Below are 23,020 nucleotides of genomic sequence, written 5' to 3'. Positions count from 1 at the left end.
CGAACGGACCTGAAATGCGAATTTCCCTCAAGCACTGGCTTCGCCTGCGTCGCGATCCTTGGCGTAAGATTTTCTATGACGCCTACCGTCAATGGAAACGCGACAAGATGGAAGCCAAGCGTTACCTGTTCGCGGGCCTGAATGCCGACAGTGTTGTGTTCGACGTGGGTGGGTTCGAGGGGAACTGGGCGCAGGATATCTATGACCGGTACGGATCGACCATCCATGTGTTCGAGCCGCATCCAACCTTTGCAGCCGCGCTTGAAAAGCGGTTTGCAGAAAACCCCAAGATTGTGGTTCACGCCTTTGCCTTAGGCAGTGAGGCGGGTCAGCTACACCTGTCCGATGACGGGGACGCGTCCTCTGCGGTGAATGATGTTGCGGGGTCTGTGTCCGGCGAAGTGCGCCCAGTGGCCGAGTTCATGAAAGAATTTGAGCCGCCAGCGATTGACCTGATGAAGATCAACATCGAAGGCGGAGAATACGATCTGCTGCCTGCGCTTGCTGCGTCCGGCGATCTGGGCAGGTTCGGGATCGTTCAGGTTCAATTTCACCAGTTTCGCGAAAGCGACGGGGCGTTGCGCGACGCTGTGCGTGCTGACTTGGCAAAAACGCACTCGGAGAAATGGTGTTATCCGTTTGTCTGGGAAGAATGGCACCGCACCTAATCGTAGGTGCACGGCTTTCCACTTTGCACGGTGAGTGCCGCGCGCCGAAGATAGTCGGCGTAAAATTTTGCGCGTGCCGCATTTTCCATTATGGCTGCCCTACGCGCCGCGTAGTCTTCCGCACTGACGCGCTTTAGGGCGTCGCGTATCTCTGCCTCGGACTTGCATATCAACATGCCTGCGGGGTTGAAGAAGGTTTCGATATTCGGGCATCCCCAATAGATCGGAACTGTTTCGCACAATGCGGCGTCGACCATCTTCTCGGTAAAGTAATCCCGCTCGCGAATATTTTCGATGACCACCGAATACCGATATGGCGCCAAGCCATCTTGTTTGCGCTCAAACGGCTTGTAGCCTCGCCCCATCACATCGACCGCAAGACCGGCCTCGCGGACGTGATCCACGATTTGATGTCGCAGCTTGTGCCCTTCCAGATCGCGTTTTGCGGATGCAATCAGGGACGTCATTTGGGTTTTGTCGACCACGATTCTGTCAATACCGTCGATGAAGGTAAAGCCGAACACGTAATGCAAAGCGTTTGGCGCGGCCGCCAGCAGATCCCTGTTCTTGGTCAGAATGCGGTGGAACCGCCAGCGCAACCGCTTTGCATTCTTTAGGTGGTGGCCGTGAACGACATCGGGCTCCACGATCATCACCGATACCTTTGCCCTGACACCCGGCCATGGCAGATAGAACATTGGCTTGCGCGGGAAGGTGATCAGGTGATCATTCGGTCCCAGATCAGAGACCGTGCCTTGGGACAGGCGATCAGGGCGACCAAGCGGCCAGACCAGTTCATCCAAGGACATTTTCGCAATGCCCCAGGTTGGCCAGCAGCCATAGGGCACCACCGCAACGGCTGATACAGCGTCGGTCATTTGCGTCGCGTCACAAGTGGAAGGGTCGACTTGTATTTCGCCTCCGGATGCGGCGGATGGCCTTCTGTGGCCTGCCAGTAGGCCGCCCCGCCCCGCTTGAGCCATAGCGGCAGGCACAGCAACAAGCCGATCAGGAAGCCCCCTGCATGCGCCCAGTAGGCGACGCCCACTCCGTTACCACCCAAGTTCACCACGCCATTGAAAAGCTGCAAGGCAAACCAAACCCCAAGCATGACCCATGCCGGCACCGGAAAGATTTTGAAGAAGATCACAAATATCAAAATGATATCGACCCGAGCCCGTGGAAACAGCAGCAAATAACCACCCATCACCCCTGCAATCGCACCCGACGCTCCGACCACCGGAACCTGACTACTTGGGTCCGCTAACAACTGCCCGACATCTGCGCCAATACCAGCCGTAAGGTAGAACAAGGCAAATCCGACATGCCCCATTTGGTCTTCCAGATTGTCGCCAAAAATCCAAAGAAACAGCATGTTACCAGCAAGATGCATCAATCCGCCATGCAGGAACATGGAGGTCAGCAAAGTATGCGTTTTTGCGCCTGAACTCACTTCAAACGGCTGCATACCCCACGTCTGGAAGAATGCGCCCAAGACGGGTTCATCGTTAAACAACGGCCAATAGCTGGCAAAGATCACGACGTTTAGCGCGATCAGCGCATAGGTCACATATGGCGTGCGTTCCGACGGGTTGTGGTCACGGATTGGAAACATGACGCGACGCTGACGGATTGAACGAGGAGGGTCAAGCGCCCACCTCGGCCAACAATGCCGCATTGCCGCCCGAGGCGGTGGTGTCGATGCAAACATGCCGTTCAGCCAGCGTGTCGCATGGGCGCGGCACCTCTGTGATCAGCTGCAAAATCGGACCGTCGCGGCTTGCCAATACCTGCCTTAAATCGCGCGCTGTCTCGGCATCTCCCCACCACAAGACACCTGCAATATCGCCAGCGGAGGCGACATTTTTGACGTCCCCGTGCAAGCCCATTCCACCAGCTTGTGCGACCGCCTTGAGTTGTGCCGCATGATCCGGCCCCAAACATAGGAACGGGGCCCGTGGTGCCATGGACAGGCGGTTGGTCTCTCCGGTTGGCCCTGGCATATCTAGGGTGTCTGGCAATGCTGGTGCGCCGTTGCTTCGGGTGAATTTCGTCAGGTAAAGCGGGCCTCCGGCCTTGGGGCCTGTTCCGGACAACCCTTCGCCACCGAATGGCTGGGAGCCCACGACCGCGCCAATCTGGTTGCGGTTGACGTAGACATTGCCCGCGTGAACACGGTCGACCACAGATTGCACACGGTCATCAATCCGTGAGTGAAGGCCGAACGTGAGCCCGTAGCCTGTGGCATTGATCTGGTCGATTACATCATCAAGTTGATGCGCCTTAAACGTCGCCACATGAAGAACAGGGCCGAAAATCTCCTCTTTCATCTGCGCGATGCCGTCCACCCGCAGCATCGTCGGGGCGATGAAAGTGCCGTTGGACGGGGCCTGTCCCTCGTGAAGCACCCGGCCCTCCGCGCGCGCAGCCTCGATATATCCGGCAATCTTCTCGCGGGCAGCAGCGTCAATGATGGGGCCGACATCGGTGCTGACGTCCCATGGGTCGCCAACCTGCAGCGCGTCCATTGCCCCGCGCACCATCTCGATCAGACCCTCGGCCACATCCTCTTGCACATAGACGCAGCGCAGTGCTGAACAGCGCTGCCCCGCAGACTGGAAAGCCGACGCAACGATGTCGCGCGTGACTTGTTCCGGTAGCGCGGTGCTGTCGACGATCATGGCATTCAGGCCGCCAGTTTCCGCGACCAGCGGAGCGGCGGCATTGCCATGTTGCGCAAGGCTCTGGTGAATGCGCATCGCAGTCGCGGTCGATCCGGTGAAGCAAACGCCATCCACCAGTTGTTGCGCGGTCAGTTCCGCCCCGACGTCACCCCCGCCCGGTAGCAATTGAAGCACCTCTTGTGGGACCCCCGCCTCGTGAAGGAGCGATGTCGCCAAATGGGCAATGAGCGGAGTTTGCTCGGCGGGCTTGGCCAGCACAGCGTTGCCAGCGGCCAAGGCGGCGGCGATTTGGCCAGTAAAGATAGCCAACGGGAAGTTCCACGGCGAGATGCATACAAACCGGCCGCGTGCCTCGCCTGTCAGCTTGCCAGCCTCGCCAGCATAATACCGCAAGAAATCGACGGCTTCGCGCACCTCACCGATGCAATCGGGCATTGTCTTTCCAGCCTCGCGGGCCAGCAGTGCGAAGATTTGACCTATATTGGCCTCATACAGGTCGGCGGCTTTCAGTAGCACTGCGGCGCGATCGGGTGCGGGCGCGCTCCATGGGAGCGCGGCTTTCACCGCTGCGACCGCGTCCTCGGCGGAGGCGAGGTGCACGGTGCCGACATGATCTTCCGGCGCTGCGGGGGCGTGAATGTTGCGTTGGTCTGTGCCTGCTTTAGTCGACACGATCAATGGCGCGGCCTTGCTCTGGCCCTCGCGGAAATTGTTGCGGGCGGTGTTGATTTCATCCATGTCGCGTGGATCGGTCCAGTCCCAACCTTGCGAGTTCCTCCGGCCCGGAAAGATATCGCAGGGCAAGGTTACAGCCGGGAATGTCAGCCCTTGAATTTCCTCGAACGGATCAGAGGCCACTTCAGAGGCCGGAACATCTTCGTCAACAATCTGGTTCACGAACGAACTGTTCGCACCGTTTTCCAACAACCTGCGCACCAGATAAGCCAGCAAATCACGGTGTGCGCCCACTGGGGCGTAAATCCGGCAGCGGGTCTTTTCGCGACGCAGGACAATGTCGTGCAAACGCTCGCCCATCCCGTGGAGGCGCTGGAATTCGAACGTGTCTTTGTCGCCCGCCATATCAAGGATAGCAGCGACGGTGTGCGCGTTATGTGTGGCGAATTGAGGATAAATGCGATCCGTCAAACTCAGCAGCTTGCGTGCGTTGGCGATGTAAGACACATCGGTCGCCTGCTTGTGGGTGAAAACGGGGAAACCGTTGAGGCCCATGACCTGCGCGCGCTTGATCTCCGTATCCCAATACGCACCCTTGACGAGGCGCACCATGATGCGTCGATCAAGACGGGTCGCCAACGCATAGAGCCAATCGATCACAAAGCTCGCGCGTGGACCGTAGGCTTGCACCACAACGCCGAAACCGTCCCACCCTTGCAGGGCCTCATCGGACAGTGCCGCCTCGATCACGTCAAGCGACAGATCAAGGCGATCTGCCTCCTCCGCGTCGATGTTGAGGCCAACACCGCCCTTGGCCGCCAATCGGCAAAGCTGGGACAGACGTGGTAGCAGAACTTGCATCACCCCGTCCTTTTGTGGCGCTTCGTACCGCGGATAAAGCGCGGAAAGCTTCACCGAAATGCCGGGGTTGGAACGGATGTCGCCATGGGTCGCGGCTTTGGTGATAGCCTCGATCGCATTGTGATAAGCATCGAAATACCCCATCGCATCTGCGTCGGTGCGCGCGGCTTCTCCCAGCATGTCGTAAGAATAGGTATAGCCCTCGTCCTGACGCGTTTCAGCGCGGGTCATCGCCTTGGAGATGGTTTCCCCCAGCACAAACTGCCGGCCCATTTCCTTCATTACGCGCGCCACAGCAGTGCGGATCACCGGCTCGCCCAAACGCTTGACCATTCCGCGCACCTGCCCTGCGATGCCGCGTGTGTCCTCTTCAAGCACCTTGCCTGTGAGCATCAACGCCCATGTCGAGGCATTGACCAAAGGCGAGGCGGAATGGCCCAAGTGACGCCCCCAATCAGACGGCGCGATCTTGTCTTCGATCAGGGCGTCCATGGTGTCCGCATCAGGGACGCGCAACAACGCTTCGGCAAGGCACATTAGCGCGACGCCTTCATCGGTGGATAGCCCGTACTCGGCGAGGAAAACCTCCATCAAGCCCGGCTTGGCGGAGCTGCGGATTTTTTCGACAAGCTGCGAGCCCGAAGCCGCGATCCGGTCGCGGTCAGCCTTCGACAGGTTCGCCGTGAGAACCAGTTGGTCCAATACGTCGCGTTCGTCTGGAAGCATATGCGCACGCATTTCGCGGCGTAGATCAACGGCAGTTTCACGGGGCATTGCGGTGTCCTCCCAGCAGGCTATTTAGCAAGCTTACGCGCCCTATTGCCAAAATGAACCCCGTCCTACAGATTTAGAATAGATTCTGTCCCGTAGTTTCGAGAAAAAACAGGCAAAATGACTGACGAGTTAGACACCTACGACACCGCCATTCTGAAAGCCGTATCCGCCAATGGCCGGATTACAGTCACAGACTTGGCCGAGCGGATAAACCTGTCCAAATCTCCAACCCAAACGCGGCTTCGGCGACTGGAGAAAGCCGGATATATCAGAGGCTACACCGCCCAGCTTAATCCGATCAAACTCGGGCTGGCGCATATCGCTTTTGTCGAGGTCAAATTGGACGACACCCGCGAGAAGGCGTTGAAATCGTTTAACGAAGCGGTCTTATTAGTGCCCGAAATCGAGCAATGCCACATGATCGCGGGGAAGTTTGACTATTTATTGAAGGTCCGCACATCGGACATGCAGACCTATCGCCGCATTTTGGGCGAGCGCGTGAGCGCGTTGCCCCATGTCGCCCATACCTCCACCCATGTGGTCATGGAGGCCGTGAAGGAGGAGGCGATCTAAGGCGCGCTCTTTACTTCTCCGCCCTTTCGCGGCACCTCGGTCAGACGGCTGATCGGAGAGACCAAGTGACCAAGGCAATCATGATACAAGGCGCAGGCTCCAACGTCGGCAAGTCGATGGTTGTCGCGGGGCTTTGTCGCCTGTTCACAAAGCGCGGTCTCACGGTACGGCCTTTCAAACCCCAGAACATGTCGAACAACGCGGCCGTGACGTCGGATGGCGGCGAAATCGGGCGCGCGCAGGCGTTGCAGGCCTTGGCTTGCGGGGTTGCGCCGCACACGGATATGAACCCCGTACTCCTGAAGCCGGAAAGCGATGTCGGGGCGCAGGTGATCGTTCACGGAAAGCGGTTCGCCACGTTGAAAGCGCGCGACTACGCAAAAGCCAAACCCGAACTATTGACGAAGACCCTAGAGAGTTTTCATCGCCTTGCAGAAAGCGCCGACTTGATCATCATCGAAGGGGCCGGCAGCCCTGCCGAAATCAACCTGCGCAAAGGCGACATTGCGAATATGGGCTTCGCCGAGGCAGCCGATGTTCCCGTAATCCTGGTCGGTGACATCGACCGTGGTGGCGTCATCGCGCAGATCGTCGGGACGCATTGCGTATTGCCCGAAAGTGACCAGCGCCGGATTAAAGCCTTCATGATCAACAAATTCCGGGGCGACGTTACCCTGTTTGATGAAGGTATGAGTGAGATCACGGACCGCACCGACTGGGCACCTCTTGGGGTGTTACCGTGGTTTTCAGACGCGTGGCGACTTCCGGCGGAGGATGTGATGGACATCACCTCCACGGCGCGCGCGGGAGATGTGTTGAAGATTGCAGTTCCCAAGCTGTCTCGTATCGCGAACTTCGACGACCTCGACCCCTTGGCTATGGAACCCGGTGTGTCGGTCGAAATCATCGAGCCCGGACGTCCCCTCCCCGCCGATGCGGATTTGGTGCTCATTCCCGGATCAAAGTCGACCATGGGCGATCTGGCCTATCTTCGCGCGCAGGGATGGGACATCGACATCCTTGCCCATGTGCGACGGGGTGGGCATGTGCTGGGCATTTGCGGCGGGTATCAAATGCTGGGGCACACGGTGTCCGATCCGGACGGCATCGAGGGTGCAAAAGGGTCTGTTCCGGGTTTGGGGTTGCTGGACGTCGAAACCACCATGGCCCCGCTGAAAAGACTTGCTGACGTGCAGGGTGTTCACTTGGCCTCTGGTGCAGTGGTCACTGGATATGAGATCCATATAGGGTCGACAATTGGCGCCGACACCGACCGGCCATGGCTTCAGATCGACGGAGCATCGGCTGGCGCGTCCTCCCGAGACGGCAAGGTCCAAGGATGTTATATTCACGGATTGTTTACCTCAGATGCGTTCCGGCGCAGCTATCTGGAAAAACTAGGCGGCGCTTCTCAGGTCACAGATTATGGCGCATCCGTCGAGGCTGCATTGGATGCACTTGCCGACCATCTGGCAGCCCATTTGGATATAGAAAAACTGTTCGAACTGGCGGAAGAGGTCGCAGCCAAATAGGCTTTATTCGAACTCGCGGGTCATCAGGGCACGATGAATTTCGCGGCGCACCAGTTTGCGGACATTGCGTGTGATCCGCTCGCCCAGTTCTCCGGTCAGTTCCTGACGCACGATATCCGCCACGAGGTCGCGCAGAGCATCTTCGTCGATCACACTCTCGTCGAAATCCGCTAGGTCCGCGTCTTTTTCGGCCTCTTCGTTGTCCATGTTGCCATCAACAACCGAAGCAGAGGCTGCGGAAACAAATTCGATCTCGTCAGCGAATACAGTTTTCTCAGCGTCTACTGCATCTTCAACAGTGTGCAAGCCATCCGCGTTCTCGTCTTGCCCGCCGTCATTGTGGTCGACCGTTTCGTCGTCTGCTTCAGTAATCTCTGAGGTTTCATCCGCTTGCGCTTCGGCCTCGTCGTCTTCATCGGCAGGCATTTCAACCGCTTCAGGCTCATCATCGACCCAGTCTTCCACCGGATCGGTTTGCTCTGCGTTCTCACCCTCAGACGTGCTATCTACAAATTCCGGCTCCCAAGCCTCCTCCGCATCGGACAGCTCGCCAGTCGCGGGTTCCGATTCAGTACCCTTACCGTGACGGATAAAATCTATGACCGGAGCAGTTTCCGGCTGCATGTCGTCCTCGTAGTAATCATCATCGGCCAAAGTCCATTTGCCTTGATCCGTAGATGCAGCAGAAGCGTCATCCTCGATTTCAACAGGTGCATCTTCGGACAGAGTGTGACGGAAGTTTGGCATGGTCGCGTGGCTGAACTCCGGCACCGAATCCTGATCGGTGGTTTTCACGCGCAGGGCTGAGGTCAGAATCAAAGCGTCCGGTGCCTTCGGCTGTTCTTCTGCCGTCTCGGCCAGAATATCGCTCGAAGCTTCGGGTGCTTTAGTTTCTTGGTGATCATCACCTTTTGTGTCTGACACGAGCCTTCTGATGGATGACAGAACATCCTCCACGTCTACGTTGGTCACCGGATCAGACATATACTCAGCCTCTACACTTTTGATGCAAGATACCTGCCGCGTGTCGGCCTGACAACCGATCGTTAGACTCTTCAGTTCTTTTGATAACGGTTCAGAATACGATCCAGCTTCTTGCCCGCCTTCGAGCTGGGCACCGGAGCGTTCTTAACTGCGTTGTAATACTCTGACGGATCATAACGCTGAACTTTTAGCTTCAGATTGTCGGCGGTGAGCAAACCCATGGCAGCCAAAAGCCCGTAAGCCGCTGAATATACTTGCGTTTCCGAGACAACCCGTGTTGTGCGTGCGTCAGACAACACCTGCTCCGCATCCAAGACGTCGAGTGTCGTACGCGCCCCCAGCTTGGCCTCTTCACGCACACCGTCAAAAGCAATTTGAGCGGCTCTTATCTGACGATCCGAAGATGTCACTTGAGCGTTGGCGACCGCGAGGCGCGACCACGCATTCGCAACATTTTGTTCCAGCACAATTGCGGTTTGGTTCAGCGCCGCCTTGGACCCGTGGACCGCCGCCAGTGATTTGCGTACCAGTGCGGAAAGCTGCCCGCCCTGATAGATCGGGACGTTCATTTCCAAGCCAATGCTGGACGAATTGTTGGTAACCGAGGAGTGCGACAGAGCGCTATTGAACGTGATCCGTGGCCGTGTACCCGCTTTCGCAGCCGCGTAATTCAGCTCATTGGCCTTGATCTGATGCTGCACTTGCTCAATCAGCGGGCTGACCCGTTTGGCCGTCGCCTTCGCCGCATTTGCAGATGCTGGCAGTTTCGGCAAACGCGAAATGCCTTTCAAGCCGACCGGAGCGCGGCCAACTGCAACTTTGTAAAGCTCGCGGGTAATTTGCAAGTTCCCCTGTGCCTCGACCAACGAGCCACGCGCTTGGGCTAGTCGCGCTTCGGCTTGGGCCACATCCGTGCGGGTCACTTCCCCGACTTCAAACCGGTCACGCGCGGCACGCAGCTCTTGCGTGATCAGGCGAAGATTGCTGTCACGCAATTGCGCAACACGTTGATCCCGCAGCACTTGAACATAGGCATTCACCGCGTCCAAAAGCACCGCTTGCTCCTGCTGAACCAGTTCTGCACGCACCGCCAAGACGGTTTCCTTGGCAGACTCGACAGCCAGCTGGGTTCGTCCGGCATCCCACAACAACAACTCCAAGGTCAGCGCAACAGTCGACGACAGGTTGTCGCGCGCAAGGGATGGATCGCTTAGCGTGATGGTTGATCGCGCATTGATGCTGGGAAGCAGCGCAGACAAGGCAATGGCAACATCTTCATCTTCGGCACGCAATAGCGCGCGGCTTTGCTCCAGAAGGTTGGAATTGTCGTAGGCCGCCGTCAAAGCGCCCGCGAGCGTTTCAGCCGACAGCTGAACCGGAGCAAAACTCATCACGACACCGACGAGCGCACTATTCAGAAAACGGTATTTCATGCGAACTTACCTCTATACCAAAGCCTTCTAACAAGGCTCGTGGGCTGTGATCTTGTGCCACAAAAGCGACGACTAAAGCGCGAAGACAGCCTCGGACTCAAAGCCGGACAGGATCGGCGCTGTCGCGTTGAACGCGAGGCTCCAGCTCACCTTGCCGTTGACCTTGCGGCCCAATCGCGCTTCGCCAAGGACGCCAACCGCGAATATCGCAAGGATACGGCCCCCTTCTTTCAATTGCTCCAGCACTTCGGCAGGCACGTCTGACACGGCACCCTCGATGCAAATGACATCATAGGGGCCATGTTTAGCAGCTCCATTAGCCAGCGCATTCGTAAGCACCACAGCGTTGTCCACGCCTTCCTCAGCAAGCGCCATTTCAGCGTCACGGGCCAAATCCTCGATTTCTTCAACCGCCACGACCGCATCCGCCATATGCGCCAGAATGGCAGACGAGTACCCAAGTCCGCACCCTATATCTAGCACAACATCGTCGGGTTGGATATTCAGCGCATCCAGCATCTTCGCAAAGGTACGTGGGTCCAGAAGGACACGTCCGCCGCCAAGATCAATGTCCCCGCCTGCATAGGCCACATTGCGTTTGCTTTCAGGGACAAACGCCTCTCGGCGCACCCGCAACATAGCGTCAATAATGGGAAACTTTGTGACGTCAGAGGGGCGCACTTGCGTGTCGACCATCATCGTCCGGCTTTTGGTATTGTCGAGCATACTAAACTCATTAGTCTAGTTTCAGTTAAAGCTGGTTTGACACAGATCGGCGGATGCGGCAACGCCGAAGTAAACCAAGCAGAAGATCGTTTGCGAAATTTGACTACAATTCTACAAGAAATCGACAGTTTTTGCACCCCTTGCTGCGACTCTTTGCGTTTGCATATTGTATTGGCGCAAAAGGATAACGGACTTTTGTGTAGCCTATTGCACGCCCCATAAGCTTGGTCTAGAGAACCGGAACACCATCGAGGCGAGTTGGCGGAGTGGTTACGCAGCGGATTGCAAATCCGTGTACAGGAGTTCGATTCTCCTACTCGCCTCCAGATTTTCCAGCATGAAACGCCGTTCCAGACCCTTAGGTCCAGTTTGGCGCGTCCCCACCCGGAAGCATCTGGCGCGCGATCATGGGTTGGCGGTAGTCGAGCGAATTTGCATCGCAAAAGCCAGCGACCCAAGCGTCGTCCATAAGCAAAAAATCCAGAACCGACCCCAGAAATGCCGGATCAGAAGCCTGCGCGCGCACGGTATCAAGAGTCGATCCGGTGGCCCCCAAGAACACCCCTATCAGGTCGTCTGATGCCGCGATCCAGCCCAGTGCCGATAGCGCCAGTTCTTCAGCTTTCTGAGGGGTCATGGGTGCACTCCAACATGGTAAATATTTCTTAACTCTTGGCAGAACACACTGGGCGCGATCAAGGGCCGATTCCCGTTTTCAGGAGAAGAACCACATATGGCTGGCCGCATACTCATCATTGACCCCGTCCCGACAAACCGGATGGTTCTGAAGGCCAAGCTCGCGCTGGCCCATTACGATGTCAGCCTTGCGGACAGCGTCCAGCAGGCCCGAAAACTTGCCAGCACACATGTATTCGAGGCCGTCTTGGCATCTACCGCTCTCGTCAACCACTCTGCGGATTGCATATTGGAATGGGTTCGCGGCCTTCGGGGCAGTTGCGGGTCAGCCACCACCTTCATTTTCATGCGAGATCGACCCAACTCAACCTCTGACTGTGACGTGTTGAACCAATGCCTAAGTGCAGGTGCCGATGACGTCCTTAATCGCCCATTCTCAGAAGATGTCTTGCTGGCACGCATCAGAAACCTGATGAGAAGCCATGCGCTAGATCGGGAGTTAGGCCTGCCACGTGGTCACCACAACGTGCAGCATGAAACGAAAACCGCAAAGGCTTTGCCCCCCATAAACATTGCAATCGCGCATGTGAGCTCCAACACACTTTCGCTTCAGGCCAATCGATTGCTCGGATGCCTTGAAGAGGCCTTTCAAGGGAGCCCTCGTACACAAAGCATAAAAACAATCCCGCTCACGGTCCTCACCCAACCGGATTCGGCCCCGAGTGAGCCTGACGCGGTCTTGCTGGTGGCCGGACGCAGCGACGCGGAGCGGGCCTTGTCCATTACATCGCAACTGCGCTCCCGCGCACGCACGCAAGATTTGCGGGTGGTTCTGATCGCGGAAGACCTTGCACACTTTCAAATTGCCCGCGCCTTTGATCTGGGGGCACATGACGTCGTTCCGCTAAACGTTCAGACCTCGGATTTGGTCGCGCGTCTTCGCAATCAGGGGAAAATCCATCACGTCATTCGCAGCAAAAAACACCGCGTTCGCGAAAGCCTTTTGCAGGCCATTACCGACCCGTTGACCGGTTTATACAACCGCCGCTACGCAGCCAACCGGTTGGTCGAAATGCAGCGGGACTGTCTTGCCACCGGAAAGCACTTCGCGATCCTCGCTTTCGATGTGGACCACTTCAAAAACGTCAACGACCGATATGGGCACGCCATCGGGGATGCCGTCCTGACGAAATTGGCCGACACGTTACGCAAGAACTTGCGGGACGGGGATTTGATCTGCCGGACGGGGGGCGAGGAATTCCTGGTAGCCTTGCCGCACACCGACCTCGCTCGCGCCACAACCACCGCAAACCGGTTGCGCAAAGCAGTGGGTGCGCTGGACATCACGGTTAAAAATCATGCAACCCCGTTGCGTGTGACTGTGAGCATTGGCCTGTCGCTGCAGGACGGGAAGATGCCAATTCCGGAGATGCTGGATCAAGCGGATCGGGCTCTATATCAAGCCAAGGCGCGCGGGCGGAATGTGGTCGCGATGGCTGCCGCCGCTTAAGCTGATCACGAGGCAGCTTTATTCGCGATCTGGTTTGCCCCGACGCCCTCCGCGCTCCAAAAGCTCTTCCAGCCGCTCGGCGTACTCAGCCCGCTGCTCTGGCGACATGGCGGCGATTTGCTCCACCAATGCGTCTTGCATGGAATCCGAGCGCCCTTTGATCAGGCCCTGTTGGCGCAGCAGCACGTCAGAAAAAGCGCCCTCATCAAACGGCATCTGCTTCAGCAAGCCGGACGCCTCGCGCACCATTTCACCCAACTCGGCGCGGATTTCCTGGCCGCGCGCCGCGCGTCCGTCACGCAACCGCTGACCAATTGCACGCCGATCCGGTTTCTCCAGCGCACGGCCGTAAATTCCGATCGCGGCGGTATCACCACCGCGTTTGTCAAAACTGCTCCGGTCGCGATCCCCCCCGTGCAGAACTGCACCGGCAATTGCCCCCGCAACCAATACGTTGATCGCAAGCGAAATCGCTAACGCGACTTTTACGCGCTTAGGGGTGCGTGTTTTAATATCGTCCATCCCCGTCACCCTTCCTCAATCCAATATAAATCGCCCAGCAGCGCATGGCTCATGACGCCTTCGGCTTCAACCATGGCCTCTGTATCCGCAGCGCCCCAATTTGTTGCAAAATCAGGGTTCACAAAGCCCAAGTAGATGCCGGTGCAGGCCGACGCCACCAGTCCGCCCATCGCAGGCAAGCCGCCGATATCGTCAAAAAGCTGCCGCCACCAAGGCACAGAGGCCTCGCGCAGAATTTGATCACGCCGACCAAACCCCGCCTGTGTTGCGTTCGCGTCTTCCGATACCCGCGCCAACAAACCAGACGACGGGACCGGCGCCTCGTCACGCGCTTGCGCGAAAAAACTTTCCAGTTCCGCATCCACGTCCGGGTTCATATTCTGTCTATCGGTCATGACGACAACTCTTCCTTCTGAGAGGCTAGCAATTTTGCCAGCGTCCGTTTCCCGCGCGCCGTCAAACTTTCGACGGCTTCCACGCTAATATCCATTATCTGCGCTATCTCGGGGTTTGGTTGCCCCTCGATATGTCTCAAAATCACGGCCTGTCTTTGCCGCTCTGGCAGTTGAGCGAATGCGGCATCCAGTGCTGCCATCCTGTCTTCTTGTATCAAACGCGCTTCAACCGACGGTGTTGGATCCATCGGCTCGGCCATGTCATCCAGACCCACATTGATCCGTTGGCGTTTTCGCAACCGGTCGATGCACAGGTTGTTTACGACGCGATAAAGCCAAGTCGCCGGTTTCGCCTCGCCGGGGCGCCAATCCGGGGCGACGCGCCAAAGCCGCAGCATCGCTTCCTGCACAACATCCTCGGCCTCTGCCAAATCACCCAACATACGTTTCGCAAAACTCAGCGCTTGGGGGGACAGGCGCAGGGTCAAGACCTCCGCTGCCGCACCATCGCCATTGGCGAACAGCACGATCAACGCGTCATCGTCGAGTTGATCCGATTGATCCAGAGCCATACCCATCCTGCGTAATACTATCCCATTCAGGGCAGCGGGGCGACCGCCTAAGGTCGCCCCCCGTAACTTAGTTCTTGTGGTTGCGACCACCGCGACGTTTTTTGCCCATATCGTCAAATTCCGCTTTGGAGATGGCACCGTCCCCATCTTTGTCCATCCGCGAGAATCCTTTGCCTTTGCGCTCGCTACCGACATTGGCCAGCTCGTCTTGGCTCAAGACCCCGTTACCGTCAGCGTCCACGCGCTCCATCATTTTGTCCAGGCGACGCGTCATCCGGTCTTCCTTGCCGGATTTCATTTGTGCCTCAAGCTCCGCACGCGACAAGGAGCCATCCCCGTCCGTGTCAGCAGTTGTGAACTGTGCGGCTCGGTGTGCCTGCATTTCCGCCTCGGTCACGCTGCCGTCACCGTTTGCATCCAGTTCTTCAAAGGTGACCCGTGGTCCGTGCCCGCCTTTGGCTTGCGCCATCATAGGGCTCATCGCCAATGCAAGGCCAAGCCCGGCCAGCGCCAGTTTCGTTTTCAGGTTTCCTGCCAATATTGCCATTTTATAACTCCGTTAATGGTTCATTCGTCGACCTGTCTTGATCGCCGATATGCACCTTTAACGAGCACCGGCGCCCACTCCGTCGCGGCTTGTTAAAAAAAATTCAATTTTCTCCAGCCGAGACATCCTGTCACCCTGCATTTGCCTGCGTCCCCTATTAAGGTGACCGTCTGCGAAGAAGGTAATGTTAAATGGCGAGAGATATTTTGGCTGAAGAACTAGAACGCGAACTCAAACCGGCTCTCTTGCGCGGATGGCGTCGTCGCTGTCCATCTTGCGGTCAGGGCCCGTTGTTTTCCAGCTACCTGAAGGTACGTGATGAATGCGCCGTCTGCCACGAGCATATGAGTCACCATCGCGCAGATGACGGCCCAGCTTACCTGACCATCCTGATCGTTGGCCACCTTATGGCGCCGTTGCTGCTGTGGACGTTCTTCGAGTTCGAGCCTGACCCGTTGGTCGTGGCGACCATCTTCACCATCGGGTGCGTCGCCCTATCGCTATACCTTTTGCCCCGATTGAAGGGGGCAATTGTCGCGCTGCAATGGGCCAAACGCATGCACGGGTTCGGTGGGCGCACCGCCTAACTCAGTCGAGCGTTTGCAGTTGAAGCTGAACAGCACTCAGGTCACAGTGCCCGCATGACAGATACACCGATCAGAGACGCGGCCAGCGTCGTCCTTTTGCGCGACGCCGATACCGCGCCAAAGGTGCTTATGGGTCAACGCGGCCAAAACGCTGCCTTCATGCCCAACAAATTCGTATTTCCGGGGGGTGCGGTCGATCCCGAAGACGCCACGGCCGTCTTGCCAGGCATACCATCAGGGATGTGTCTATCGCGGCTGGGCGATGTCGGCCCTGCCTTGCTTGCCGCCGCCTTGCGCGAGACATGGGAAGAAACCGGCCTGACATTGAGCAAATGCGAAGGTCTGCACTACTTCTTCCGCGCCATCACACCGCCGGGCCGACCGCGTCGCTTCGATGCACGTTTTTTTCTCGCCGATGCCAACTCCATGACCGACGCCGATCTTGACGATTTTTCGAAAGCCAGTGACGAGTTGCGCCATCTGCACTGGGTCCCGCTTCCCGAAGCACGGGCGCTAAACTTGCCGTTCATCACTGAAGTTGTGCTGGCCGAAGTCGAAGCGCTCGCCAAAACCAAGGCACCGCCCGCAAGTGTTCCCTTCTTCGACAACAGCACTGGCAGCTCCCGTTTCTTAAGGATTCAGTAGTGCGAACAGCACTGGTGTTTTCTATCTAGAAACAGTTTCATAATCCTGCCCTATTTTGTCGCTAGCGCAAGGGGGATATGAATTTGGCCGACAGCATTCCAACCCACCCCGCAGCGTTATCGGGGAAAGCCCCGCGCGCCCTGCGTGACCGGATGCTGTTCTGGGGGCTGATCGCATTGTTCATCTTCGGATTGTTCGGCCTTATCGGCGCGACGGGTTGGCAGGAGACATGGGACGAGCTGCGCAAATTGTCAGCTTGGCAGGTTGGCGTGCTTCTGGCCTTGTCGATGATCAACTACCTGTTGCGTGGCCTGCGCTGGCACATCTTGGCATGCCGTCTCGGCATTTGCCTCCCGCTGCGCTACTCGCTTTTGCACTTCATTGGCGGCTTTGCGATGACCATCACCCCCGCGCGTGTAGGTGAATTTGTGCGATTGCGGTGGCTCACGCGCATGACGGGATGGAGCATAGAACGTGTTACCCCCCTCCCCCTTGCCGATCGCGCTTTTGACATGGCGGCGATGGGATTGGTTCTAGGCGTCGCATTACTTATATCCGGCCAAGGCAACATCAGCGCGGGCGTCGTCGCAATTACCGCCATCGCTTCGGCGATTGTGGTGACGCGTCCAAAACTGCTGATCAAACTGGTGGAAGCCCTTTTTGGCGCAATTGGTCGCTGGCCGCGCCCGTTTGCCAGATTGCGCCAAGCAGCCCGCTCTATGGGGTTGTTCAGTAATGCCCCTACCACCGGCCCTGCTCTCTTCCTAAGTGTCGTGGGATGGATGGCGGAAGGCTATGCGCTCTACCTTCTACTTCAATGGATGGGGGCCGAAGTCAGCATCGCAACCGCGACCTTTATCTTTGTATTCGCCACATTGGCAGGTGGCCTGACAGGTGCGCCGGGTGGACTGGGTGGTGCCGAGGCCACAATGATGGTTCTATTGGCGATGAACGGGGCCCCACTTCATGTCGCCCTTGCCGCAACGACCGTTATCCGCATCACCACGCTCTGGTTTGCGATCGCCCTTGGCGCGATCGTCTTTCCGTTCTCCGAAGCCCTTTCACACAAGTCGAAAACAGCATGATCTGGAATACTCTCACTTATACCGGCTGGGGTCGGGTTCGTAGCGCGACCGCACAAGTCGCACGCCCCGAACGCAGCTCCTCACTTGCAGCACTGCAAGCAGAGACCACTGCACCCGCAATTGGCATGTGCCGGTCCTACGGGGACTCCTGCCTGAATGACGGCGGCCATGCCGTGGACATGACCCGCATGGATCGACTGCTCGGATTTGATCCCGAAACCGGAATCCTAAAGGTCGAAGCAGGTGCACGTATAGGCGACATCGCGCGCCGCTTTGCGCCTGTCGGCTGGCTGCCCAGCGTGATGCCCGGAACCGGCTTTGCCACGGTTGGTGGCTGCATCGCCCATGATGTGCACGGGAAGAACCATCACGGCGCGGGATCTTTCGGCCAGCATGTGGTCGAGATCAGCCTGATGAATGATGGCAAGCTGCAAAAGGTCAGCCAGTCCAAGGGTATGAAACTGTTCCGCGCCACCATTGGTGGCATGGGCCAAACCGGAGTTATCGTCTCTGCCAAGCTTCAGCTGCTCCCCTGCAAGGGCGACATCATGACCGTCACCGAGCGCAGGATCGAAAATCTTGACCACTTCCTAGAGGCTTTGGACGCTTCACAATCCACCTACACCGTCGGCTGGATCGATGCGACGGCGCAGGGCGAAGCGCTTGGGCGCGGGATTTTGGAAGAAGCCGAGACCGGATATGGTTTGGTGCCGGACGCCAAACCGTCGCGCGCTGTCCCGTTCAACGCCCCCAGCTGGGCCTTGGCCAGTCCCGTGGTGCGCTTGTTTAATGCAGCCTATTTCCGCCGTGTGCCGGAACGCGGCAGGACCAGCGTAAAGCCGATCACCGAGTTCTTCTTCCCACTCGACAAACTTCTTGAGTGGAACCGCCTCTACGGCAAACGCGGCTTTCACCAGTTCCAATGCGTGGTCCCTGTGTCAGAGGCGGCTGTGTTGCGGTTGATGCTGGACAAGATCGGCTCTGCCGGTCTCGCCTCCCCCTTGGCCGTGCTCAAACGCATGGGGCCGGGCCGCGCGGGGCTTATGTCTTTCCCAATGGAAGGCTATACTCTCGCAATCGACTTCCCGAACCGCTCAGGCGCCGAAGCCCTGATCGCCGAGCTGGAAGAAATCACGGAAAAAGCGGGCGGACGGGTTTATCTGGCCAAAGACGCTACGCTAGATCCGTCCCATCTGGCGAAAATGTACCCAGACGTCACCAAATTCGCAAAACTTGTAAGCAGCATTGATCCGGACGGACAATACGAGACCGATCAAACCCGCCGCCTCAACATCCGGAGCCACGCATGACCGAAACATGGATCATCCTCGGGGCCACGTCCTCAATGGCCCGCGCATTTGCGCGCGCTGTCTCCAAAAACGGCGATCAGGTCATTCTTGCGGGCCGTGACATTCCCGATTTGGAAGCCAGTGCGTCCGATTGCGCGTTGCAAGGCGCCCCGATTGCCGAGGCCATACAGTTCGACGCAAGGGATGCAGCCACTTTCGCGCCAATCATCGAACGCGCATCCGAACTGGAGGGCATGATCAACGTCGCGGTGTTTGTTGGCTCGATGCCGTCGCAGGATCAAATCGACGCCGACCCGTCGCTAATAGCCGGCACCGTGACTGACAATTACGCAGGACCCGCAACCTTTCTTCAGCTTATCGCGCCAGAAATGGAGGAACGCGGCGGCGGGACCGTCGTGGGTGTCGGCTCGGTTGCGGGCGATCGTGGCCGGATCGGCAACTATGTCTACGGCTCGGCCAAAGCGGGGTTTCACACTTATCTTAGTGGATTACGCAACCGCCTGACCCGCTCGGGTGGGCATGTCGTCACCGTGAAACCGGGCTTCGTGGATACCGCGATGACTTGGGGGATCGAGGGGATGTTCCTTGTCGCCACTCCGGACAAGATTGCAGCTGACATCCTCAAAGCTGTCGAAAAGCGCAAAGACGTGATCTATACTCCGGGGTTCTGGCGGCTGATCATGGGGATCATCACGGCCATTCCTGAACGCATGTTCAAAAAACTCAGCGTTTAGAAACCAAACGCGTTCTGAAAAAGCCCTGCCGCGTAGAACATCAGTGTCAGGGTGAACAGGATCATGGAGAGACGACCGCGCCTAAGTAGGCTAAGTTGAGGCCGGTCGCGAAAACAAGCACTCACCACAAGCCCAACCGCCGCAACTTTTTAAAGTCATCAAGACGGCGCGGGTCTCGCTTAGTTAGTGAAAAGGTGCCGCCGACATCCAAGATCAGGGGTTTGCGGGCCTTGGACTAGCCTTTCGTGCGGAAAACGCAGCCATCGGACACCAGTTCTGGCGGCGATAGACACATGCCTTTCGCGACCTTCCATGCGGCCAGCACTTTGGGCACATAATTGCGGGTCTCAGCATAGGGTGGCACGCCGCCATGCTTCTTCACTGCATTTTCACCCGCGTTATATCCGGCAAGGGCCAGAATGGGGTCACCGTTGAATTCCTTCATCAGCCATTCCAGATAGGCGACGCCGCCCTTTATGTTCTGCACAGGATCGGTGCTATCCGTCACACCAAAGCGGGCAGCAGTGTCCGGGATCAACTGCATCAGACCTTGCGCGCCCTTGTTGCTTTCAGCGGTGGCACGCCCCCCCGACTCGATCGAGATGAGGGCCAAGACGAAGGCAGGAGATATCTTCTTGTTTAAAGTCTCTAGCAGAATTGTCGTCCCGTGTTGCGACGCGATGGACTGCATGGTCTCAAGCCGCGGGGCTTTGACCGCCTGCCCCTTCGGTGCCTTCCCAAGACTGGCGACCGCATTCGAGAACCGGCCCGGACCAGACGCGTCTATTGACGGCGAAACCACTTGCCAGAACCACTCAAGTTGCGACGGGGCCGCCGCAGATGTTCCGGCTTTGGCCGTCGCTGTGGTTTTGGTCTCCGCAGGCTTGGGTTCGATCTGAATCGTTATAAGTTTCTTGGTGCCGCTTTTCGGCGGTGCAATCTTCTTAAAGGTAAAGTTTCCACCAAACGCAGGTTTGAGCTCTGCCGCCTTGGCAGAGAACCCGATGCTCATACACATCAGGACGAATAGTGCGCTTATCTGAATCGACATGAGCCTGCCCGACTTGTCGTTGGTGTTATTCTTTTTCAGGACTCTTCCAGAAAACCTGCACCAATTCTACCTCAACTAAGAAACAATCAAGAACCTGTGCCAGCATTGACGCAACCAACGCGACAGATTCCATGCCCGAAAGATTAATTTTTTATTAATTATCCATAAAAAACAACGAGATGTAAGATTTTACGTAGATTTCTTACCCTGCTCCGAAAAGGAACCATTCGCGCCCAATTCTCGCCCCGATTGAGGGGGATACATGCTGCATACCAAGACGGCGACACGGTCTAGAACAGAGGCTGGCCGGGTCGAACAAGCGTCAGGGTTAACTTGGAAACTAAACAAACTTACATCCTTGGAGGGATATACTATGACACTGAACGCAATGATCAAAAATTTCGCAGCTGACGAATCTGGCGCAGTAACTGTTGACTGGGTTGTTCTGACCGCTGCCATCGTTGGCTTGGGCATCGCAGTTATGGCTTCCGTTTCCGACGGTCTGGAAGACCTGTCCGGCGACATCGAAAACCAGCTGACGACTCAAGGCATCTCGACCACTTTCTAAGTTGGTCGTCGCCTAGAGCGACTTCGAGATTGGGCCGCGTTCTTAGGAACGCGGCTTTTTCGCGTTTTACGCCCCTGCCCATGCGCATTTACTTATCAACAATGACCCAGATCTGGTCCAACTCTCGCCCTATTCTTTTCGGATAAATTTTCCTCTTACAACAGCAATCCAAAGAAGGTCGGCGACCTTGTGGGATACGACTATCCCAATCAGATACAGAGAACCAAGCCAGGCCTAAGATCATTGAGGGGTAGACTATGACACTGAACAAACTGACCAAAAAATTCACTTCGGACGAATCTGGCGTCATCACTACCGATACGATGCTGATGATCGCTGCAGGCGGCCTTTTGAGCGTCGCGGTTATGGTCTTTGCCAGCGCAGGCGTCGAGCAGCTCGACAAAGACAAAGCCTATCAGCTGAAGGCTCAGGAGAAGGTCACCACGTTCTAGACGTGTCGGCACAGTATTGACTACGCCAGTGAGGGGCGCATTCTTCGGAGCGCGGCCTTTTTTACTGCCGAAAGCGCTCACAACCTTTCGTCGCCGACTTCGAAAACGGAAACGATCAGTTTCTAACTCAGGCCGCAATTATGGCGAGAATGCCTTATTCCTTCTAAATTTTGCCTAAATTCGTTGCGATAACTGTATCGTTGCAACCACGGCCCCAGGCCTGTTCCGCCGGAGAGTAAAATGACGTACCTAGTATCCCGATTTTGGACCGACGACTCCGGCGCCGTAACCGTAGATTGGGTCATCCTGTCTGCAGGCGTCATCGGGTTGGCGTTGGCCTCGATGGGTGTTGTCATCGATGGAACCGAAGACTTGACGGGCGATGTGGATACGACCCTCAGCAGCCAGCTGATCAGCACTTCGTTCTAATCAAACGATCCACGTAGCGCCGCGGTAAATCCTCGCCAGCTCCTACATTTTGCCGCATTTGCCGTGCATGACTGTGGTCACACGAGTGAGCCTGACCGGAAAATCGGCAGGCGTTACAATATTTAAAGGGGCTAAAAAATGCGATTGGTATTCGGGTTAGTACTGATAGTCGGCGTCGCCTTAGCGGGCTTCGCTGCATATATGGCGAAAAACAGGTTCGACCAATATCAGGCCAAAGTGGCCGCTCAGGAAAAATTGCTGAAAAGCAATGTTCCCTTGGAAGCTGTCTTCACGGTAAAACGGCAGATTGCCTATGGCGAGACGCTTACCAAAGACGACGTGCAGATCATCGCTTGGCCCAACAACGCTATTCCTGAAGGTGCATTCCAAAAAGGCGAGGACTTGTTCCCTGCCACTGGCGCCCTTCGCACTGTTCTTCGCGTAATGGAAAAAGACGAAGCCGTTATGGCATCGAAAGTGACAGAGCCGGGCGAAGACGCCGGTGTGTCCTCGCGCCTGTCGAAAGGTATGCGTGCTTTCGCGTTACGTGTTGACGTATCATCCGGCGTGTCAGGTTTCCTGCGCCCCGGTGACCATGTAGACGTTTACTGGACCGGCAACAGCCAAGGTCGCGAAGTTACAAAACTGATCGACACTCGCTTGCAGCTGCTTGCAGTGGACCAGATTGCCGATGGCGACCGATCTGCCCCGACAATTGCGCGGACTGTAACCGTAGCCGCGTCGCCCGCAGAAGTCGGCGCATTGGCTCAAGCCCAATCGTCGGGCCGCCTGTCCCTATCCCTTGTTGGTGCCGGTGATGACACCGAAGTCGCCGCAGTTGAAATCGATCAAAACCAGCTATTGGGTATTCTAGAAGAAAAGGCCATTGAGGCCAAAGCCGCGAAGGTCTGTACAATCAAGACCCGCAAAGGTGCCGAAGTGGTGGAGATCCCAATCCCCTGCGCTGAATGATCCGGAACCGATTATAAAACAACCTGACGGCACCTTATATTGGGTGCCGTTTCTGTGTGACCTACTAGAATTTGCGTTGTGTTGCGACAGGCCCA

At 57.0% G+C, this 23,020-nt stretch carries 26 protein-coding genes and 1 tRNA gene; 14 read left to right on the top strand and 13 right to left on the bottom strand.

Going from position 1 to position 23,020, the window contains the following annotated elements; all coding sequences use genetic code 11:
- Positions 1–14: 14 nt before the first annotated feature.
- Positions 15–668: an FkbM family methyltransferase gene (locus BUB72_RS08485; RefSeq protein ID WP_073142777.1), complete on the top strand. Its 654-nt coding sequence runs from the start codon at positions 15–17 to the stop codon at positions 666–668.
- Here the strand turns inward: BUB72_RS08485 and BUB72_RS08480 are convergent.
- Genes BUB72_RS08480 through putA form a run of 3 tightly spaced genes read right to left on the bottom strand, consistent with a single transcriptional unit; the run spans position 665 to position 5,662 of the window.
- Positions 665–1,546: a glycosyltransferase family 10 domain-containing protein gene (locus tag BUB72_RS08480; protein ID WP_073142776.1), complete on the bottom strand. Its 882-nt coding sequence runs from the start codon at positions 1,544–1,546 to the stop codon at positions 665–667. The genes BUB72_RS08485 and BUB72_RS08480 overlap by 4 nt on opposite strands.
- On the bottom strand, positions 1,543–2,283 hold the full coding sequence (locus BUB72_RS08475) for a rhomboid family intramembrane serine protease (protein ID WP_073142775.1): 741 nt from the start codon (positions 2,281–2,283) through the stop codon (positions 1,543–1,545). Before BUB72_RS08475 ends, BUB72_RS08480 begins: the two co-directional genes overlap by 4 nt.
- Before the next feature lie 31 nt (positions 2,284–2,314).
- Positions 2,315–5,662 (bottom strand): bifunctional proline dehydrogenase/L-glutamate gamma-semialdehyde dehydrogenase PutA, encoded by a 3,348-nt coding sequence (putA, locus tag BUB72_RS08470; protein ID WP_073142773.1) that lies wholly within the window; start codon positions 5,660–5,662, stop codon positions 2,315–2,317.
- Positions 5,663–5,779: 117 nt separating this feature from the next.
- Between putA and BUB72_RS08465 the strand changes: the two genes are divergently transcribed.
- Both BUB72_RS08465 and BUB72_RS08460 read left to right on the top strand, forming a co-directional pair.
- The gene (locus tag BUB72_RS08465) at positions 5,780–6,235 is read left to right on the top strand and encodes an Lrp/AsnC family transcriptional regulator (RefSeq protein WP_073142772.1); all 456 of its coding nucleotides are present in this window, start codon (positions 5,780–5,782) and stop codon (positions 6,233–6,235) included.
- Positions 6,236–6,300: 65 nt separating this feature from the next.
- Positions 6,301–7,767 (top strand): cobyric acid synthase, encoded by a 1,467-nt coding sequence (locus tag BUB72_RS08460; protein ID WP_073142771.1) that lies wholly within the window; start codon positions 6,301–6,303, stop codon positions 7,765–7,767.
- Between the two features lie 3 nt (positions 7,768–7,770).
- Here the strand turns inward: BUB72_RS08460 and BUB72_RS08455 are convergent, their stop codons facing one another.
- The 3 genes from BUB72_RS08455 to BUB72_RS08445 all read right to left on the bottom strand — a co-directional run bounded on the left by BUB72_RS08455 (position 7,771) and on the right by BUB72_RS08445 (position 10,910).
- Positions 7,771–8,751 carry a hypothetical protein gene (locus tag BUB72_RS08455; RefSeq protein ID WP_073142765.1) on the bottom strand — a complete coding sequence of 327 codons (981 nt, stop codon included), beginning with the start codon at positions 8,749–8,751 and terminating at the stop codon, positions 7,771–7,773.
- A gap of 71 nt (positions 8,752–8,822) precedes the next feature.
- A complete protein-coding gene (locus BUB72_RS08450; protein WP_083588611.1) occupies positions 8,823–10,184 on the bottom strand; it encodes a TolC family outer membrane protein in 1,362 nt (453 codons plus the stop codon).
- Between the two features lie 72 nt (positions 10,185–10,256).
- Positions 10,257–10,910, bottom strand: a complete 654-nt coding sequence (locus tag BUB72_RS08445; RefSeq protein WP_073142763.1) for a protein-L-isoaspartate O-methyltransferase family protein — start codon at positions 10,908–10,910, stop codon at positions 10,257–10,259.
- Between the two features lie 252 nt (positions 10,911–11,162).
- Here BUB72_RS08445 and BUB72_RS08440 point away from each other — a divergent pair.
- Positions 11,163–11,236 (top strand) — tRNA-Cys (locus BUB72_RS08440).
- Positions 11,237–11,268: 32 nt separating this feature from the next.
- Here the strand turns inward: BUB72_RS08440 and BUB72_RS08435 are convergent.
- Positions 11,269–11,547, bottom strand: a complete 279-nt coding sequence (locus BUB72_RS08435; protein ID WP_073142761.1) for a DUF3572 domain-containing protein — start codon at positions 11,545–11,547, stop codon at positions 11,269–11,271.
- Between the two features lie 78 nt (positions 11,548–11,625).
- A complete protein-coding gene (locus tag BUB72_RS18795) occupies positions 11,626–11,778 on the bottom strand; it encodes a hypothetical protein (RefSeq protein WP_217653846.1) in 153 nt (50 codons plus the stop codon).
- A gap of 513 nt (positions 11,779–12,291) precedes the next feature.
- On the opposite strand from BUB72_RS18795, the gene BUB72_RS18790 reads away from it, so the two are divergent.
- On the top strand, positions 12,292–13,056 hold the full coding sequence (locus BUB72_RS18790) for a diguanylate cyclase (RefSeq protein ID WP_175549136.1): 765 nt from the start codon (positions 12,292–12,294) through the stop codon (positions 13,054–13,056).
- Positions 13,057–13,074: 18 nt separating this feature from the next.
- Here BUB72_RS18790 and BUB72_RS08425 read toward each other — a convergent pair whose 3' ends face one another.
- From BUB72_RS08425 to BUB72_RS08410, 4 genes are all read right to left on the bottom strand, one after another.
- Positions 13,075–13,578, bottom strand: coding sequence for a periplasmic heavy metal sensor (locus BUB72_RS08425; protein ID WP_073142759.1), 504 nt, complete (start codon positions 13,576–13,578; stop codon positions 13,075–13,077).
- A gap of 5 nt (positions 13,579–13,583) precedes the next feature.
- Positions 13,584–13,973, bottom strand: coding sequence for a hypothetical protein (locus BUB72_RS08420; protein ID WP_073142758.1), 390 nt, complete (start codon positions 13,971–13,973; stop codon positions 13,584–13,586).
- Positions 13,970–14,551, bottom strand: a complete 582-nt coding sequence (locus tag BUB72_RS08415; RefSeq protein ID WP_073142757.1) for an RNA polymerase sigma factor — start codon at positions 14,549–14,551, stop codon at positions 13,970–13,972. Before BUB72_RS08415 ends, BUB72_RS08420 begins: the two co-directional genes overlap by 4 nt.
- 61 nt (positions 14,552–14,612) lie before the next feature.
- The gene (locus BUB72_RS08410; protein WP_073142755.1) at positions 14,613–15,092 is read right to left on the bottom strand and encodes an EF-hand domain-containing protein; all 480 of its coding nucleotides are present in this window, start codon (positions 15,090–15,092) and stop codon (positions 14,613–14,615) included.
- 191 nt (positions 15,093–15,283) lie between these two features.
- Between BUB72_RS08410 and BUB72_RS08405 the strand changes: the two genes are divergently transcribed.
- The 5 genes from BUB72_RS08405 to BUB72_RS08385 all read left to right on the top strand — a co-directional run bounded on the left by BUB72_RS08405 (position 15,284) and on the right by BUB72_RS08385 (position 19,453).
- Positions 15,284–15,679 carry a DUF983 domain-containing protein gene (locus BUB72_RS08405; protein ID WP_073142752.1) on the top strand — a complete coding sequence of 132 codons (396 nt, stop codon included), beginning with the start codon at positions 15,284–15,286 and terminating at the stop codon, positions 15,677–15,679.
- A gap of 54 nt (positions 15,680–15,733) precedes the next feature.
- Positions 15,734–16,324, top strand: a complete 591-nt coding sequence (locus BUB72_RS08400) for an NUDIX hydrolase (RefSeq protein WP_073142750.1) — start codon at positions 15,734–15,736, stop codon at positions 16,322–16,324.
- Between the two features lie 77 nt (positions 16,325–16,401).
- Positions 16,402–17,409 (top strand): lysylphosphatidylglycerol synthase transmembrane domain-containing protein, encoded by a 1,008-nt coding sequence (locus BUB72_RS08395; RefSeq protein WP_073142748.1) that lies wholly within the window; start codon positions 16,402–16,404, stop codon positions 17,407–17,409.
- Positions 17,406–18,719, top strand: coding sequence for an FAD-binding oxidoreductase (locus tag BUB72_RS08390; RefSeq protein ID WP_073142746.1), 1,314 nt, complete (start codon positions 17,406–17,408; stop codon positions 18,717–18,719). Before BUB72_RS08395 ends, BUB72_RS08390 begins: the two co-directional genes overlap by 4 nt.
- The gene (locus tag BUB72_RS08385; protein WP_073142744.1) at positions 18,716–19,453 is read left to right on the top strand and encodes an SDR family NAD(P)-dependent oxidoreductase; all 738 of its coding nucleotides are present in this window, start codon (positions 18,716–18,718) and stop codon (positions 19,451–19,453) included. Before BUB72_RS08390 ends, BUB72_RS08385 begins: the two co-directional genes overlap by 4 nt.
- 235 nt (positions 19,454–19,688) lie before the next feature.
- Here BUB72_RS08385 and BUB72_RS08380 read toward each other — a convergent pair whose 3' ends face one another.
- Complete coding sequence (locus BUB72_RS08380; RefSeq protein WP_083588610.1) at positions 19,689–20,504, bottom strand: lytic transglycosylase domain-containing protein; 816 nt, start codon at positions 20,502–20,504, stop codon at positions 19,689–19,691.
- A gap of 373 nt (positions 20,505–20,877) precedes the next feature.
- Between BUB72_RS08380 and BUB72_RS08375 the strand changes: the two genes are divergently transcribed.
- From BUB72_RS08375 to cpaB, 4 genes are all read left to right on the top strand, one after another.
- The gene (locus tag BUB72_RS08375; RefSeq protein ID WP_073142742.1) at positions 20,878–21,072 is read left to right on the top strand and encodes a Flp family type IVb pilin; all 195 of its coding nucleotides are present in this window, start codon (positions 20,878–20,880) and stop codon (positions 21,070–21,072) included.
- A gap of 257 nt (positions 21,073–21,329) precedes the next feature.
- Positions 21,330–21,524, top strand: coding sequence for a hypothetical protein (locus BUB72_RS08370; protein ID WP_073142740.1), 195 nt, complete (start codon positions 21,330–21,332; stop codon positions 21,522–21,524).
- Positions 21,525–21,764: 240 nt separating this feature from the next.
- Positions 21,765–21,953, top strand: coding sequence for a hypothetical protein (locus tag BUB72_RS08365; RefSeq protein ID WP_073142738.1), 189 nt, complete (start codon positions 21,765–21,767; stop codon positions 21,951–21,953).
- 138 nt (positions 21,954–22,091) lie between these two features.
- Entirely contained in the window at positions 22,092–22,925 is an 834-nt protein-coding gene (gene cpaB, locus BUB72_RS08360) for a Flp pilus assembly protein CpaB (protein ID WP_073142736.1), read from the top strand.
- Positions 22,926–23,020 lie beyond the last annotated feature (95 nt).

The organism is Litoreibacter ascidiaceicola, assembly GCF_900129235.1.
GTDB lineage: Bacteria > Pseudomonadota > Alphaproteobacteria > Rhodobacterales > Rhodobacteraceae > Litoreibacter > Litoreibacter ascidiaceicola.
Note: the sequence above shows the minus strand (reverse complement) of the source record. Positions and strands in the feature narration are given on the sequence as shown.